The 16,267-nt window shown below is 40.1% G+C and carries 17 protein-coding genes; all 17 read right to left on the bottom strand.

Annotated elements, in window-relative coordinates:
- Positions 1-14: 14 nt before the first annotated feature.
- On the bottom strand, positions 15-3,740 hold the full coding sequence (locus tag OC530_RS08945; RefSeq protein ID WP_262081101.1) for a phosphoribosylformylglycinamidine synthase: 3,726 nt from the start codon (positions 3,738-3,740) through the stop codon (positions 15-17).
- 67 nt (positions 3,741-3,807) lie between these two features.
- Positions 3,808-4,515, bottom strand: coding sequence for a phosphoribosylaminoimidazolesuccinocarboxamide synthase (purC, locus tag OC530_RS08940; protein WP_200832401.1), 708 nt, complete (start codon positions 4,513-4,515; stop codon positions 3,808-3,810).
- Positions 4,516-4,790: 275 nt separating this feature from the next.
- Positions 4,791-6,140: a competence pheromone export protein ComB gene (comB, locus tag OC530_RS08935; RefSeq protein WP_262081100.1), complete on the bottom strand. Its 1,350-nt coding sequence runs from the start codon at positions 6,138-6,140 to the stop codon at positions 4,791-4,793.
- A 12-nt stretch (positions 6,141-6,152) separates the two neighbouring features.
- Positions 6,153-8,306 carry a peptide cleavage/export ABC transporter ComA gene (gene comA, locus OC530_RS08930; RefSeq protein WP_262081099.1) on the bottom strand — a complete coding sequence of 718 codons (2,154 nt, stop codon included), beginning with the start codon at positions 8,304-8,306 and terminating at the stop codon, positions 6,153-6,155.
- 157 nt (positions 8,307-8,463) lie between these two features.
- Positions 8,464-8,652, bottom strand: a complete 189-nt coding sequence (locus tag OC530_RS08925) for a hypothetical protein (RefSeq protein WP_084927060.1) — start codon at positions 8,650-8,652, stop codon at positions 8,464-8,466.
- 390 nt (positions 8,653-9,042) lie between these two features.
- Entirely contained in the window at positions 9,043-9,249 is a 207-nt protein-coding gene (locus tag OC530_RS08920) for a bacteriocin immunity protein (protein WP_112444933.1), read from the bottom strand.
- A gap of 78 nt (positions 9,250-9,327) precedes the next feature.
- The gene (locus OC530_RS08915; RefSeq protein ID WP_112444935.1) at positions 9,328-9,507 is read right to left on the bottom strand and encodes a hypothetical protein; all 180 of its coding nucleotides are present in this window, start codon (positions 9,505-9,507) and stop codon (positions 9,328-9,330) included.
- Between the two features lie 39 nt (positions 9,508-9,546).
- The gene (locus tag OC530_RS08910) at positions 9,547-9,717 is read right to left on the bottom strand and encodes a H354_08695 family bacteriocin-like peptide (RefSeq protein WP_000067699.1); all 171 of its coding nucleotides are present in this window, start codon (positions 9,715-9,717) and stop codon (positions 9,547-9,549) included.
- A gap of 231 nt (positions 9,718-9,948) precedes the next feature.
- Complete coding sequence (locus OC530_RS08900; protein WP_112444937.1) at positions 9,949-10,125, bottom strand: class IIb bacteriocin, lactobin A/cerein 7B family; 177 nt, start codon at positions 10,123-10,125, stop codon at positions 9,949-9,951.
- A 33-nt stretch (positions 10,126-10,158) separates the two neighbouring features.
- Positions 10,159-10,314: a hypothetical protein gene (locus OC530_RS08895; RefSeq protein ID WP_001004584.1), complete on the bottom strand. Its 156-nt coding sequence runs from the start codon at positions 10,312-10,314 to the stop codon at positions 10,159-10,161.
- A gap of 11 nt (positions 10,315-10,325) precedes the next feature.
- On the bottom strand, positions 10,326-10,454 hold the full coding sequence (locus tag OC530_RS08890) for a smi_0059.1 family bacteriocin-like peptide (RefSeq protein WP_000658224.1): 129 nt from the start codon (positions 10,452-10,454) through the stop codon (positions 10,326-10,328).
- A 747-nt stretch (positions 10,455-11,201) separates the two neighbouring features.
- A complete protein-coding gene (locus tag OC530_RS08885; protein ID WP_262081098.1) occupies positions 11,202-11,933 on the bottom strand; it encodes a response regulator transcription factor in 732 nt (243 codons plus the stop codon).
- Positions 11,930-12,745, bottom strand: coding sequence for a GHKL domain-containing protein (locus OC530_RS08880; RefSeq protein WP_262081097.1), 816 nt, complete (start codon positions 12,743-12,745; stop codon positions 11,930-11,932). Before OC530_RS08880 ends, OC530_RS08885 begins: the two co-directional genes overlap by 4 nt.
- A 564-nt stretch (positions 12,746-13,309) precedes the next feature.
- Positions 13,310-13,456: a smi_0057.1 family bacteriocin-like peptide gene (locus OC530_RS08875; RefSeq protein WP_000425304.1), complete on the bottom strand. Its 147-nt coding sequence runs from the start codon at positions 13,454-13,456 to the stop codon at positions 13,310-13,312.
- 152 nt (positions 13,457-13,608) lie between these two features.
- The gene (locus OC530_RS08870; RefSeq protein ID WP_262081096.1) at positions 13,609-14,778 is read right to left on the bottom strand and encodes an N-acetylmuramoyl-L-alanine amidase family protein; all 1,170 of its coding nucleotides are present in this window, start codon (positions 14,776-14,778) and stop codon (positions 13,609-13,611) included.
- Positions 14,779-14,890: 112 nt separating this feature from the next.
- A complete protein-coding gene (locus tag OC530_RS08865; protein ID WP_000760450.1) occupies positions 14,891-15,745 on the bottom strand; it encodes a C40 family peptidase in 855 nt (284 codons plus the stop codon).
- A gap of 285 nt (positions 15,746-16,030) precedes the next feature.
- The gene (locus tag OC530_RS08860; protein ID WP_000136446.1) at positions 16,031-16,264 is read right to left on the bottom strand and encodes an acyl carrier protein; all 234 of its coding nucleotides are present in this window, start codon (positions 16,262-16,264) and stop codon (positions 16,031-16,033) included.
- Positions 16,265-16,267: the final 3 nt, after the last annotated feature.

The following is a 16,267-nucleotide window of genomic DNA, read 5'->3' as shown; positions in this document are numbered from 1 at the left end:
AAAATCTGCAAGTCTTATTTTCCAGTGAAATATTTAACCGCCGACGCGAACAGGTGCTGGTCTTTATTTCCTGGGATATTTTGGAAAAGACCTTCCTCATAGCGTTCTGAGTGGCCCATCTTACCGATGATTTGGCCGTTCTTGCTGGTAATTCCTTCGATGGCATGGACAGAACCATTCGGATTGTACTTAGAGTCCATACTTGGTTTGCCGTCAAAGTCAACATATTGGCTAAAGATTTGACCATTGTCACGGAGCTCTGCAAATTCCTCAGCCGTCACGACAAACTTCCCTTCACCATGCGATACTGGGATAGCATGAATATTACCCACTTGCACTCCAGCCAACCATGGCGAGTTGGTATTGGCAATCCGAGTTTCCACCATCTTGGCCACGTGCTGGTTGGCATCATTGTAGAAGAGGGTTGGGCTCGTACTGCTGGCATCCTCGAAGTTCCCGTATGGAAGAAGACCTGATTTGACCAAGGCCTGGAATCCATTACAGATACCAATAATCAAGCCACCACGGGCGATAAAGCTATCAATAGCTGCACGCACTTTTTCATTGAGCAGGATGTTGACGATAAACTTGGCTGAACCATCTGGCTCATCCGCAGCTGAGAATCCACCTGCAAAGAAGAGAATGTTAGCCTTGCCGATGTTGTCAACCATGGTTTCAACTGACTTGACAATGGCTTCTTCATTCAAGGTCACAAATGGCACCAAGTTGACCTCTGCGCCTTCTTTTTCGAAGGCCTTGGCTGAGTCATATTCTGAGTTAGTTCCTGGGAAGACTGGGATATAGACTACCGGTTTTTCAACTTTTTCTTTAGCTTGGATGACTGTGTTAGTAGCGACATCTGGAACTTCTGCTAGTTCTTTGGCTTGGGCAAATTCTGTTGGGTAAACTTCTTCCAGTTTTCCTTGGAAGGCACTGTCAAGCTTGTGTCCATCTAGCTTCACACCGTTGACAAGGAGTGTAAAGTCTGCACTTGTTTGTCCAATCTTCTCTACTCCAGCAATTTCTTCAGGAGATGTGAAGACAAATCCACCTAATTGAGCTGTCAAAGCTGTTTCAAGTTCAGACAAGATCACCTCTGCACCAATATGATTTCCAAAGGTAGCAAGGGCCAAACTTTCAAGCACACCACCGTATTTAACGGCTGAAGCCGCTGTTACTTTGTGAGCCTTTTGAAGGGCTTCAAACTGAGCAAAGTTAGACTTAATCAAGTCAAAATCAATTTCTGCAGAGAGGGCTTGACCTGGGATGTAATAGATATTTTCACCCGCAGTTTTGAACTCTGGAGAGAGGACCTTACGGCTATCTGCCGTCGTCACCCCAAAGGCTACCAAGGTTGGCGGAACGGTCAATTCTTCAAAGGTACCAGACATGGAGTCCTTACCACCGATAGATGGCAAACCAAGTTGAATTTGTGCTTCGATAGAGCCTAGAAGAGCTGCTACTGGCTGACCAAAACGCTCAGCTTGTTTATCCATGCGCTCGAAATACTCTTGGTAAGAGAAACGAGTCTGAGACCAGTTTGCACCAGCAGCCACCAAACGAGCAGTTGCTTCAATAACCGCATAAGCAGCACCGTGGTATGGAGACCATTCAGCTACATATGGGTTGAATCCTTGAGCCATGACTGACGCAGTATGAGTCACACCGTGTTGAACTGGTAATTTCTGCACAGATGCCTCAGTTGGTGTGAGTTGGTAACGACCACCAAGTGGGTGATTAACCGTTGAGCGTCCAACAGAGCAGTCAAAGATAGTCTGTAATCCTTTTTGACTTGCATGATTCAAATCAGATAGAACCGCAAGGGTATCAACTTCAAGTGTGTTAGCAGATGTTTGACGTTCTTCTGGGAGTTTGACATCCTTGTCCACAACCTTGGCATCAACAACGACGCGCACACCGTTTGTATCAAGGAAACGACGTTCCAAGTCTACAATCGTTTCGCCATTCCAGTGCATAACTAGATTTGGTTTTTCCGTCACTGTCGCCACCACAACAGCATCAATATTTTCTTTGTTACATTCCGCAACGAAGGCATCTACATCCTCAGGACGAACCACCACAGCCATCCGTTCTTGAGATTCAGAGATGGCAATTTCGGTACCATTCAAACCTTGATATTTAAGAGGCACCTTGTTAAGGTCGATTTCAAGGCCGTCTGCTAATTCACCGATAGCCACACAGACACCACCAGCACCAAAGTCATTAGATTTCTTGATAAGACGAGTGACATTGCCATTACGGAAAAGGCGTTGAATCTTGCGTTCTTCGATAGCATTCCCTTTTTGAACCTCAGCACCAGCAGTCTCAACTGACTCAACTGTTTGAACTTTAGAAGAACCTGTCGCACCACCGACACCATCACGTCCAGTCTTACCACCTAGCAAGATAATCACGTCACCTGCTTCTGGTTTTTCACGGACAACATTGCCCTTAGGAGCTGCACCGACAACGGCACCAAGCTCCATGCGTTTAGCTACAAAACCTGGGTGGAAGTACTCACGAACGTAGGTTGTTGCAAGCCCAATCTGGTTACCATATGAAGAATAGCCATGAGCCGCTGTTTTAGAAATAACTTGTTGTGGCAATTTCCCAGCGCGAGTTTCAGAAATCGGTGCTGTAATGTCACCCGCACCTGAGATCCGCATGGCTTGGTAGACATATGAGCGACCTGACAATGGGTCACGAATGGCTCCACCGATACAAGTTGCCGCCCCACCAAATGGCTCAATTTCCGTTGGGTGGTTGTGAGTTTCATTCTTGAACATGAGGAGCCATGGCTCTTTCACACCATCAACATCCACTTCGATTTCTACTGAGCAAGCATTGATTTCGTCTGACACTTCCATGTCGTCCAAACGTCCATTAGCACGCTCATAACGACCAAAAATAGTCGCCATATCCATCAAGGTTTGAGGTTTTTCAGAACGCCCCAACTCCTCACGCATGGCAATATACTTGTCATAGGTTGCCTGCAATTGTTTTTGGAATTTAGAAGCCGAGAAATCAATCTGTTTCAACTCTGTCTCAAAAGTCGTGTGACGGCAGTGGTCAGACCAGTAAGTGTCCAAAACCTTGAGTTCTGTTTCCGTCGGCACGCGCCCGATTGACTTGAAATAGTCTTGGATAAAGAGCAAATCATCCACTTCCATGGCCATCCCTTGCTCAGCCTTGTAGCGAGCAAAGTCTTCTGCTGTATAGCTTTCAAAGAAAGTCAATTTCGGAATGGTCTTGTCTGACTCTGAAAATTCCTGCTTGGCAATCTCTGTCGTGATGTCCTTGAAACGAGAATCAACTGGGTTGAGCAAGTAGTTCTTGACCGCTTCCAACTCAGTCGCATCAATATCCTTATTGACCAAATACAATTGTGCTGTATTGACCGTTACATCACTCGAACTTCCCAGTAAAAGCAAGGCTTCTTGCGAAGAAGCCGCACGCTGGTCAAACTGCCCTGGCAAGCTTTCAATAGCAAAGAAAGCATAGTTAGCCAGATCCGCCTGCACAGCCGCTTCGTCCAAGACATGGTCTGTCACCTGCTCAGAGAAAATGTGTTTCTCTGCAGGTGCAAACAGGTCCTCTGCCAAGTCAAATACATCATAAACTTGCACGATGCGAATACTTTTCAAAGTTGAAAGCCCCAAGTTATGCTGGAGTTCTCTCACCAAACTCTCTGACTTGACCTGAAAATCAGCCTTTTTTTCAACAAAAATACGTTTATCCATCAATCCTTATTCCTTTATTTCAGCTCTTGCAATGTTTCCAAATGACCTTGAGAGTCTTGCAAATAGATTATTTCAATTCCTGCAACTTCTCCCAAACAACTTCATAAACATCTGTTAATTCGCCGAGACCTCTACGGAAAACATCCTTATCCATGTGGTTACCATCCGCATCCCACAAGCGGCAGTTATCTGGTGAAAATTCATCTGCTAAGATAATCTTGCCATCTTTGTCAAAACCAAATTCCAGTTTAAAATCAATCAACTTGAGGCCAATCTCAGCAAACCAAGCCTTCAAGAGCTCATTGATACGACGCGTTTCTTCCTTCAAGTAGGCGATTTGCTGGTCATCCGCAATCTGTAGGAATTTCACATGCTCGTCATTGATAAATGGGTCATCCAAATCATCATTTTTATAGTAAAATTCAACAATCGGAGTCTCCAAGGCGATTCCCTCATCCACACCAAAACGTTTTGAAAAGGAACCAGCAGTATAGTTGCGGAGCACGACTTCCAAAGGAATAATCTCAACCTTTTTATTGAGTTGTTCCGTGTCTGAAAGTTTCTCCACAAAGTGAGTCGCCACACCAGCCGCATTTAATTTCTCAAAAATAAAAGATGAAATCTGATTATTCAACACTCCCTTGCCCGCAATCTGCTCCTTCTTGACACCATTGAAAGCAGTCGCCTGGTCCTTGTAAGCTGAAATAATAAGATTTTCATCCTCTGTTGTATAGATATCTTTAGCTTTTCCCGAATAGATCAATTGTTTTGACATTTTAAAGTTCGCCTTTCGTATTACTTGAGCACATTCTACCATAAAAAACCTAAAATTACAAGAATTTAACCGAATAAATAACGTAGCGACTTCAAAAATCATAAAGAAAAAACCGCAAGAAGAATTTTTCTCACAGTTTTAAAATCATTTAATACTCTTCGAAAATCAAATTCAAACCGCGTCAACGTCGCCTTGCCGTACTCAAGTACAGCCTGCGGCTAGTTTTCTAGTTTGCTCTTTGATTTTCATTGAGTGTAACTCTGAAAACACGAACATTACTCTTTGTTCAAAAATTGATCCAAATAATAACGTAGGTAACTTTTCTTACCCGTAATCATCTGCAGACGACCTTCCACCCCGTACCGAAGTTTTTCAGCCTGCTCGGAAGTCAGATTAGTCTCCGCCTCGATTTTAAAGAAATTCCCTTTCTCAGTCTTGGTAGCTGTCGCATCAATACTTGTAATAGTAGAATCTAGGAAAAGTTGATTCTTGGCATCATGAGTCGTCGTATAGCGAACAGAATCACCGACCTTGATTCTTGCTACATCTTTTGAACTAAGATAAGCTGTTAGTTTGGCTTTTCCTTCTTTTTCCAAGGACGGATAGAGTTGGGCTAGTAAGGCGCCTTCTGCTACCATGGTAGAGTCACTGGTCTCAGGATTAAGATGAAGCACCCCATCCTCACTCGCCGTAATTTTCCCCTTATCTAGAAGATTCCCCTGAACCTTCTTACCCGACTCTGCCTCCAATATTTTCTGGTCTAGAAGGGTCAATTCCTGACCAACCTTTGCTAAGTGTTGGGATTTAAGGGACTCCAATTGACTGCTTAAGCCTGACGCATAGGCTTGCTGGGTACCTGAACCCGCATACTGAACACGGTAAGTAGCAAGACTGGATTCTAACTGAGAAAGCTGTGCTTCAACCTGCGCAACTGCCTGGGATTTAGCTTGCGGATTTTCCTCACCCTGAGACTTATAAGACTGGTAGAGAGAGTAGGCTAGATTCTGACTGGCCAAGGAAGCACCTGTTTCCATAGCTGACTTAGCTGTCTGGTAATCGCGAATTTTAGCCTCTGTTTGGCTGATGAGGTTGCCGATTTCGGCTTGGGTTTGGCTAGCTGCTGCATTCTGGGACGCGATGGTCTCATTTTGTTGCGATGTACTAGCCCTAAGACTGCCTGCTTGACTAATATAGTCGCGAAAGGTGGCTTGGTAGCCAAACTTATCCTCCTCTGGAAAGTGGTTCTCCCCTTCTTGCAAGCTCTTTTGCAAATACTCCAATTGCTTTTTTTGATCCTTGAGCATGTCCAACTGACTAGCATAGGCCTCCGCTTGGACACCCTCTGCCCCTTCTTGATATTGAACCAACAGTTCTCCCTTTTTAACCAGCTTATTTTCTTCCAAATGATTGACAAGAATACGATTGTTGCTAGTTGACTGGATATTTGCAAGGATTCGACTAGGCTCAACAGTAGCTCTAGTAGACAAACTCATCTCCTTCTCTGCCAAAGTTGCAAATCCAAGCAAAAATACGAGCAGAAGGGACATGGGTACAATCACCCGACTGGAAAAATTATGGTAACGACGATTATAAAACTCCGCACTTTCTAAAAATTCTGGTTTCATCCTCTCCTCTTTCTAGCTATTCACCAAATGGGCGTAAAAGCCACCCTGTGCAAGTAAATCAGCATGCTTTCCTTCTTCAACAATCTTGCCCTGATCCAAGACAACAACCTTCTCTGTCCGCTCAGCAATAGTCAAACGGTGAGCAATGAAAATCAAGGTCTTGTCTAAAGCCATGAGATTATCGACAATTCGCTTCTCTGTCAAAATATCCAAACTGCTGGTCGCCTCATCCAAAATCAAGACCGGCGCATCTGTCAAGAGAGCACGCGCCAGAGCAATTCTCTGACGTTGACCACCTGAGATTCCTGCCCCATCCGAAGTCAATTCTGTCTGGTAATTCAGGGGCATGCGCTCAATGTCCTCCCGAATCTCTGCCAACTCGACTGCCCGTAAGATATCTTCCTGTGTCGTCCCCTCCTTGGCTCCCAAAAGAAGATTCTCCAAAATCGTTCCGTTAAAGACATAGGGCTGTTGAGGCAGATAGTTGATATACTGACGCAGAGCCTTTTTATCAATCTGATTGAGATTGACACCACCCAGACTAATCTCCCCTTGACTTGGGTCGTAAAAATTAACCATCATCTTGGCCAAGGTCGTCTTACCTGACCCTGAAATCCCCACAAAAGCTACTTTAGAACCTTGGGGAATAGTCAAATTGATATCTGACAAGACGTCTCGACCATAACCATACTTGTAGTAAACCTGCTTGAAGTCCATATCTCCCTTCATCAAGCTCAAATCCTCAACCGTTTTCTTCTCCTCAAACTCAGAAGCTACCAGATAAACCTCATTCAGACGGTTATTGGCAACCTGCGCTGTCTGAAGCTTAGTTTGCAGATTGATGATATTTTCCAAAGGATTGGTAAAGTAAACCAGCAAGGTATTATAGGTAATCAACTGCCCCAAACTCATCTTACCATCCATGACCAGAACAGCCCCCATCCAGAGAATGCCGACATTGAGCAAGAGATGGGCAACTTTTTTCAGAGCCTTTTGCTGACTCTCTGCTCGACTATAGGTAAAGGATTTTTTCAGATAATCCACAAATTCCTTGTCAATTTTTTGGTAACGCTGACTTTCACTGGTCAAGGACTTGATAGTCTCAATACCGTTGATGTCCTCAATAATAGAAGAAGACAGAACCGCATTGGCTTCCATGGTATCCCGATTCATCTTTTCAAACGGCCTCATAAAAGCAAAGATAATCACTGTGTAGATAGGAAGTGCCAATAAAGTCATGAAAAAGAGATTGGTATTTTGTGAAAATAAAACAAGAGAAATAATGACAACCGTTGACACATCTAGGAAAATCGAAAGAATGGTCGAAGCCAGCGCATCAATGATACTGTTGGCATCAGTGAAACGAGACACGATTTCCCCTGTCCTGCGTGTCGCAAAAAAGGACATAGGCAGGTGAAAAACATGCTTGATATAGGACAAAATCACGTCAATCGACAAGCGTTGCCCCAAAACAAGTAAGAGATACTCCTGAGCGTAAGACAAGATTTGCTGGAGGATATAGACAATCACCAGCCCAATAGAAATAATCCCCAGCGTCGAACGCATCTGATCTGGCACATAGGTATCAATGATAGACTGCAGATAATAAGAACCCACAATGTTAATCAAGGTTACCAAGAGTGTTGCCAAAACGATATTGGCAATCAAGCCACGCTGCTTCACTAATATAGGGATAAAAGAGAGCAGACCATTCTTTTGATCCTTATGAGGCTTGTAGTCTGGACTCGGTGCCATAAAAAGAGTCACTCCTGTCCATTCTTCCGCAAAACGCTCACGTGGCAGTTTTGTCAACTTCACCCCAGGATCTGGATCGGCAATATGAATGCTGTCCTTATCCTGCCCAGTCACCACATAGTAGTGAAGCAATTTCCCTTCCTTAAGCACATGGGCAACAAAAGGAAAAGTCAAATCTGGCAAGTCAAAGAGCATCATATCCGCCTTGATAGCTCGTGTCTCAAAGCCAATCTCCTCTGCCACCTTGACCAAGCCCAAAGCCGTCGTCCCATCCATGGTCGTCTTGGCCAATTCTCGCAAGTGAGCCAAAGAATAATAGCTACCATAGTAGCCAAAAACCATGGCTAATGAAGCTACACCGCAGTCCATCTGATCCACCTGCGGACGATAGTGACGTTTCCCAAATTTCATATTCATCTCCTTTTTCCTAAACTCATCTGATAACAACTATCTTACCCCAATCCCCAAACAAAAACTGGACTTCCTCCCCAAATGCGCCTATCTCCCTCCCAACTGCACTTTTAAGATAAAAAATAGGTAGAACAAACGTCCTACCTAAAATATATATTTATTTCTTTTTCTTCCTAATTCTTTTGTCAATCATGTACAAAACGATAATCGAAAACAGCGGTGGTACAATATAACTCTTTTCACTCATTGTCAACTGAAATCCCAGAGTTGCTAGTATCTTAAAGATGAAAATATTCATCAAAAATAGAAAAACAAATACTAAAAAATATTTTAAAACCTTCTTCATTTCTTTTCTTCAACTCTCCTAATTTCTATAACTATTTTATCAAAAATATATGTAAAACTCCAAATAAACATCCCAAATGCACTTTTGGGATAAAAAATAGGCAGAACAAACGTCCTGCCTACTAAAAATATGCTATTGAAAGGAAAATGATTTTTTTCGGACACCCTAGGCAAGCTTGGAACAAATAAATCATTGATAGTAACCTTTACGACATCCTATTTAAAGTTACTTCAATTTCTAATGTCTCTGCTATTTCTAAGCCACCTCTGGTATGATCTATTACTAGTCAGAATAGATAACACCGTTCTAAATTACGATTCATAGTTACTCCTTTTTTTGATTCGTTACCACAAGATGCCTATTCCCTATAGAGCGTCTACAGCTTCAAATCTATCCATTCTTTTTGTCTTTACTTCTGTATAAAAGAATGAAGACCATCATAAATAATGCAATCGTTGGTATATTGAAACTATTAAACCAAGTAGGTAAAGATACTTTATTTATGTCAGCTACTAATCTGATGATGATATAAGACATTGAACTAAGTAATACCATGATTTCAGGCCAAACTTTCAGTATTGATTTAACAAATTTCATATTAAACTCCAATGTGATGCATTCTGAGATCCTAGCCTAGCTATTTTCAGCGCAGACTAACAAGTCATTCTTAACTGTTTACTCTACTCGCTTTTTATTGACCTTATATCCTAGATAAAAGAGCCCAAATAAAACGGGATAAATTTCTGGATAAAATAGGGTATTGATTGGATTTCTCAAAATCAAATACGTTGCGATGTAGATTATGAGCGATACGGTAAAATAACCCTCAGCAAATCCTAATAAGAATTGTTTCATGGTAGACTCCTATTTACTAAAAAACAATCTACCATCCTTTTATCCACCTCGTGATGCCGACTGATAACCATTATACGCACCCCAAGCTAATAGTCCGACAGCCAAAATACCACCACCAACCAAAAGTAACACTCCTCCACCATCAACTTCTTGCAATTCAATATCACTTAACGTAGTATAATTTTGTTCAATAGTTTGTAAATTTGACATATTTATCCTCCATTTTAATAATAAAAATTAGTTTTCTTTTAATACACCAATAATAATCATCAATACACTCATAACAAATGCAGATAACAGTCCTTTAGTAGTACTATTGAAAAAAGGTCTATCAAAAACATAATAATTATATGCAGACAATCCTAAACCAACGGCAGTCACCACAATTGTAATAACGAGTAGTATAATCCAAAATGTTTTCTTGCTCATATTTATCAAATACTATGGATGAGTAATATAGTAGAATGTTTTACCAGCAGCTTCACCAGCTTGGTAAATCCCCCAGCCAATCGCAATACCCAAAGAGACTACCTCCCAAGCAATTCCCCCATCTACATTCATCAACTCTTCTTCTGTAAGAGCTACAAAGTTCTGTTCCATTTTGTCAAAATTTGTCATCTTTTTCTCCTCTTGTTCTATTTTTTCTAAATCTTATCTTCTAAAAAATGGGGTTCCAATAAATATACCGCGTAACAATAGACCTGTAATTAAACCCCGTTGATAACTTTCCTTGCTACCACCCACCAGCAAAGCTAAGTCGCTCTCCTTTAATACTTCAATAGTATACTTATCATTCATTTCATTCATCTCTTATCCTCCTAAAAACCAAAACCTCTACGAAATCCAATGTACCAATCTGCAAGGGTCTTCACCCAACTTTCTCCACCTTGAATATCGGTCAATTCTTCCGAAGTTAGCTCAACAAATCCGTAATAATGTTCTTTCATTATTTTATTCCTTTCTTTTTCCTCTTACTTATTTATTCGAAAAATAATTCGAAAATGTACAACTAAATTAAATTTTATTTAAAAAATAATTTAATGTACCATGAATAAAAAATCGGTAGATACATGAATTAGACTCCTTTCTTTTTCCTCTTACTTATCTATTCGAAAAACAATTCGAAAATGTACAACTAAATTAAATTTTATTTAAAAAATAATTTAATGTACCATGAATAGAAAATCGGTAGATACATAAACCAGACTCCTTTCTTTTTTCTCTCACTTATCTATTCGAAAAACAATTCGAAAATAAACAACTAAATCAAATTTTATTTGAAAAATAATTTAGCAAACCACGGATAAAAAATTGGTAGATACATAAACCAGGCTCCTTTCTTTTCCCTCTTACTTATCTATTCGAAAAAAATTTCGAAAATGTACAACTAAATTAAATTTATTTAAAAAATAACTTAGTGAACCATGGGTAGAACATTGATATAAACATAAACCAAACTCCTTTCTTTTCCCTCTTACTTATCTATTCGAAAAATAATTCAAAAATGTACAACTAAATTAAATTTTATTTCAAAAATAATTTAATGTACCATGAATAGAAAATCGGTAGATACATAAGCCAGGCTCCTTTCCTTTTCCTCTTACCTATCTATTCGAAAAAGAAGTCAAAAAAATAAGAATATCAGAAAATTTTCCGACATTCTTATTGATAAATTCATTCAAATCTAACAGATATTAGACATTGAGATGTTTTTTAAGGGTTCTTCTGGCTGTTCGTGATACGGGGAAATGCAAGCCTTCTAACAAGGTCACTTCTGTCGCAGTCATCTCTTCAATGGCCTGTAAACTGACCAACGTATTGCGATTGGCATAGACAAAGTAATCTTTTTCAGCCTTGGCAGCGATATCCTTGAGACTGCCATAAATGGTTTTGATAGAATGATTGGCATAGTAGACCTTGATACGATGGGATTCCACTGAGGTTTCAAAGGCTAAAATTTCATGGTAGGGCAGAGTAAAGCCCCGTCTTCCCTCAAAACTATAGGTGAAGAGACGCATATTTTCCCTCTTATCCACTGCCAGTACATAGTCCAGACAGCGCTCCAACTGATGACGGTAATCTTCCTCTGGCTGATCCTTGGAAATAAAATCCAAGGCAGACAAGTGGTAGCGAAAAGCTAGAGGCAAGGACTCCGAGTGCGTGGACACAAAGACAATGCTTGTAAAAGGATCCCGCTCCCGAACCTGTTGAGCAACCTGAAAGCCCCGTTCACGCTCTCCATCAATCTCTAAATCCAATAAATAGAGCTGGTAATGGTCAAAATACTGAGAATACTTTTCAACATCCCCATAGTTTTTGGCAATATCAATTTCCAATCTTAAATTGCGAGAGCGACCGATATCTAGTAAAGTCTGCTCTATCCGTCCTTGCTGGACTCTATCGTCTTCCAAAACTAAAATTCTCATTCCTCTCCCCCTCGTTTCTCATCCTTAAATGGCAATTCTAAATCTTGTCTAAAAGTCGTCTCTCCTAGCTGGGTATCTAAGTTTAAATCATAATGAAAAACCATATCCTCCAAGGTTGCTAAGCCCAGTCCACTGTGGTTTCCCTTGGTCGAATAACCCTTTTGACTGAGAATGATGGGATTCAGTTCTTCTTTCTTACGAGTGTTTTCAATGATAAAACGGACACTCCTATCACCTGCCAACAAAGCAACCCAAATCTGCGGATTTTCCGCCTCACTGGCTGCCTCCAAGGCATTTGTCGTGAGGATAGAGAGGATACGGATAGCCTCCAACATCGGCAATGCCAGCTCTTCGACAACCCCCACCGTCTCCAAACTAAAATGAATTCCCTGATTATCTGCCACAATCATAGCTTTTGCCAAAGTATTACGAATGGCTATATCATGGATATTATGAAGATTAAAGGCCGTGTAATCTGCCTTCCTCAGCTTTTCATTTGTCTTTAAAAAGACATCTTGATAAATGGTAGACACCTCAGCCATGTCTTGATTGGCTATGGCAGGCTCCATGCTGGCGACAATCCCTGCAAAATCATGACGGAAACCTCGAACCTCATCATAGAGATGACCCAACTTGTCCACCATCCCTTGCAAGGAACGATTCTCATCTTCCTGTCTCTGAATAGTCTGCTCATCACGATAAACCTGCTCTAAGTGTCTGATATAAAAGAGCCAGGAGAAAAAGAGAATGAAAATCAGGAGAGAAATGGTCGTGTCAAAGCGAACGTAAAAAGAACTATTTCTATTGGTCATGAACGAAGAGAATATCCTAAATCCAGTCAGAGGTAGGATAATGAAAAAGCTCTTACGATAGTGGGTTTTAAAAGTATCTGAAAAGAATAAATCCAAATCCAAAGACCAACGCTTCATAATTTTACAACATAGAAAGATTGATAATAAATCAAATATAGATATATATAAAGTAGAAAACGAATCTACGAAACAACAATGCTCACCAGATAATACACGAATCCAAATTGTCAAAAATAAATAACGAATACTTTGAAAGAAGAGAAAAAGATACAGAGAAAGAAAAAGAGCTTCCCCTTTTCTCTTGTGCAATACTAATAAAAAAATACAGTAAAAGTAGATAAGAACTCCTATATGAAATAATTCTCCAAATGTTTGACGAGCAGATAAACTAATTAAAAATATAAGTATCCAATAACGTTTTTTATAAAATTCTGGGGAAATTTGAGCGCCCAAATAAATAGTAGGCACTATGGTTGAAACGACTACCAACAGTAGATATATCACAGAAAATAAGAATTCTAAAATAAGCATAAATAAATCTAATCTCTAACTAATACTGTGAATTTAAGCAACGTGTCTACCCGTACCAAATAATTTATTGCACCATTTTACAGTATCTTCAAAAATCCCTCCACCATTCACTTCCTCCAATACCTCTGGGGTTAACTCTTCAAATTGTTCCAATTCTACAAATGTATTTTTCATTTCCATGACAGACTCCTTTTCATTATTTTATAGATAACTCTATCCCCTGCTCCATCTACAAAAGGCTTTAGTTTCCTTTTAAAATACAAGAAATCTAAAGCCTCCTGAAAATGGTATATTGGTTAGAGCGTTAACGATTAGTTGTGAAGATGTTATTTTTATTTAACCACAACCACTTTATAATATTCGTTTGAGTGTGGAGATTCAATCTTAATTTTTTCACCGTATAAACCATCGATTTCTTTATCCAGATAATCTGAAACTCCTGATGGCAAGCGTTTCATCTTACGAATTTCACCAGATTGATCCGCATAGGCTAGGATGTGATAGTGGGTTGTAGCCATACCATCATCAATTAATACAAAGTAACCTGTTTTGAGCTTACCTTGCTCATTTTCTAAATAGTATAGTTTATTGTTATTGATTGTAAAGTGGGTAGCTCCAAGACGAAGTCGTGCACCTGGATTTTCTAAATAGACATCATTGCCAACTTTTTTAATCTCTGAATAGGTTGTCATTACTGGGATATTAATCACACGATGTCCATTTTCATCAAAGTAGTAGCGATTTGGTAAGTTTTGGAAGTTCTGTAAAACTGCCTTAGGATCAATTTCTTGTCCTTCTTCTTTATTATCCACTAAAGCTAAGGTAGTATTTGCAACCTCATCCCCATATTTGTTAGAGAACTTCTTGAACTCTGGTCTGATATACCAAGTGTTTTTTTCAATAATAACATCGTCACCTTTAGCATTTAGCAAATATTCTTGCCCATCTCCAAGTTTGACAATATCATGAATATTGTATCCAGCATCTTTTCTATTTGCTAGATAGCCATCCTTACCAATGACATAACTTTCCCCATCACTGGCTGGAACAGCTCTATCTGCGACCATAGCACCTGATTTTTCAAAGTAAGACCATTTACCATCTATGAACTCCCAACCTGTCATCATAGAACCACTAAAATGAAGATAGTACCATGTAGACCCTTCTTTGTACCAACCTGTACGCATGGCGCCACTATCTGCGAGCGAATACCATGTGTTACCTTCCTTGTACCAGCCAGTGCGCATAGCACCACTATCTGCTAGAGAATACCAAGTATTCCCATCTTTGAGCCAGCCTGTCTGCATTTTACCAGAACCGTCAAAATGGTACCAAGAACCAGCATTTTGTACCCATTTATCCTTAGCTAGACTGCCATCTTGTGAAAGATTCCAGTCAGCACCATTTTTAACCCAAGTATCTGCAGCCTGTGCTTGGTTGATAGACAAAAGTAGACCAGCACCTGCAAGCAGACCAAGTGTGAGTAGTTTAGATTTTTTCATAGCCATTTCCTCCTTTATTGAATAGCTATAGGAGGGTTTCCCCTCTTTATTTAGCTATATTCTAATACTTTTCATTGTCAAAGTCAATAATATTGTGAAAAATTAGACAATATTACCAATATCTACGAATTGTATTTTGTTCCATTCCATATTGATTCATATAAGAAACATCTTGACCTCTATCTGGAGCATGAACTACCTTGCCACCACCAACATAAATACCCACATGTTGATTTGAACCTTGGTCGCCATTGTACAATATTAAATCTCCAGGAAGTTGTGAGCCATTACTTACATAGCTTCCTCCTGTCGCTTGACCATAGGTTACTCTAGGAATACTAATATCAAACTTAGCATGAATAGCCATCGTAAATCCTGAGCAATCTACGCCACTATTCAAATCTGCCCCACCCCAAACATATGGGATTTTTCCTACAAATGTCTTTGCGTATTCACCAAGAGCTTGCCCACGATTTTCTACCCATACACCACTTTCTCTAAAGAAATATGGTGTACCATTCACACGTTGATAACCAGTGACCATAGCACCACTAGCAGATAAGTAGTAATAATTACCATCAGGTTGAATCCAAGTATTTTCTTTCATCCATCCTTGGTCATCAAAATAGTACCACTTGCCATCTAATTGTTCCCAATTTTTAGCATACCCACCTGAACCGTATTTAAACCACCATTTACCATTGGTTTGCATCCATGTTCCTTTCGGATCACGATATTGATTGAAAGCTTTCTTCTCTTGATTGCCCTCTGCTTGAGTTTCTTTATCTTCAAAACCAATCAATTTTACTTGATCAGCTTCTTCAGCTTTTATCTTGCCTTGATTAACTAATTGAGCAATCGCTTCTTTCTCACTTGCTGATGGGGAATCAGCATAGGCTACCGTAGTATTTGCTAGGAGAACGCCTCCTGCAAGAACTAACAAACTAGAATAAAGATATTTTTTCATCGTGAAAATCCTTTCTTTTTTCTCCTTTTTGGAGATTGATTTTTTCTAACTCCATTATATCCCCTATTTCTCCTCAGATTTCTACTGTCCCTAGAAAGACTAAATCTGTTCCTAAACGGTCACTTATACTCAATGAAAATCAAAAAGCAAACTAGGAAGCTAGCCGCAGGTTGCTCAAAACACTGTTTTGAGGTGGCAGATAGAGCTGACGTGGCTTGAAGAGATTTTCGAAGAGTATTAAGCCAAATAAAAAAGTCCAAAGCAAATGCCTTGGAACTCCGATTTCTATTTTCCTTGAATGATTTTAACCACATCTCCTACACTTTGGAGTTGGTCAATTTCCTCATCGCTGATTTCGATATTAAATTCATCTTCCAGTGTCAAGATAAACTCCATCAAGTCAACTGAGTCAGCATCCAAATCATCTTTCAGACTCAAGGATTCTGTCACGACAAAGTCCTCTCCCTGTCGCTCTTGGATAATGGTCACAATACGGTCAAAAATTTCTTTTTCTGTCATCTC

The organism is Streptococcus sp. Marseille-Q5619 (assembly GCF_946901205.1).
Taxonomy (GTDB): domain Bacteria; phylum Bacillota; class Bacilli; order Lactobacillales; family Streptococcaceae; genus Streptococcus.
Note: the sequence above shows the minus strand (reverse complement) of the source record. Positions and strands in the feature narration are given on the sequence as shown.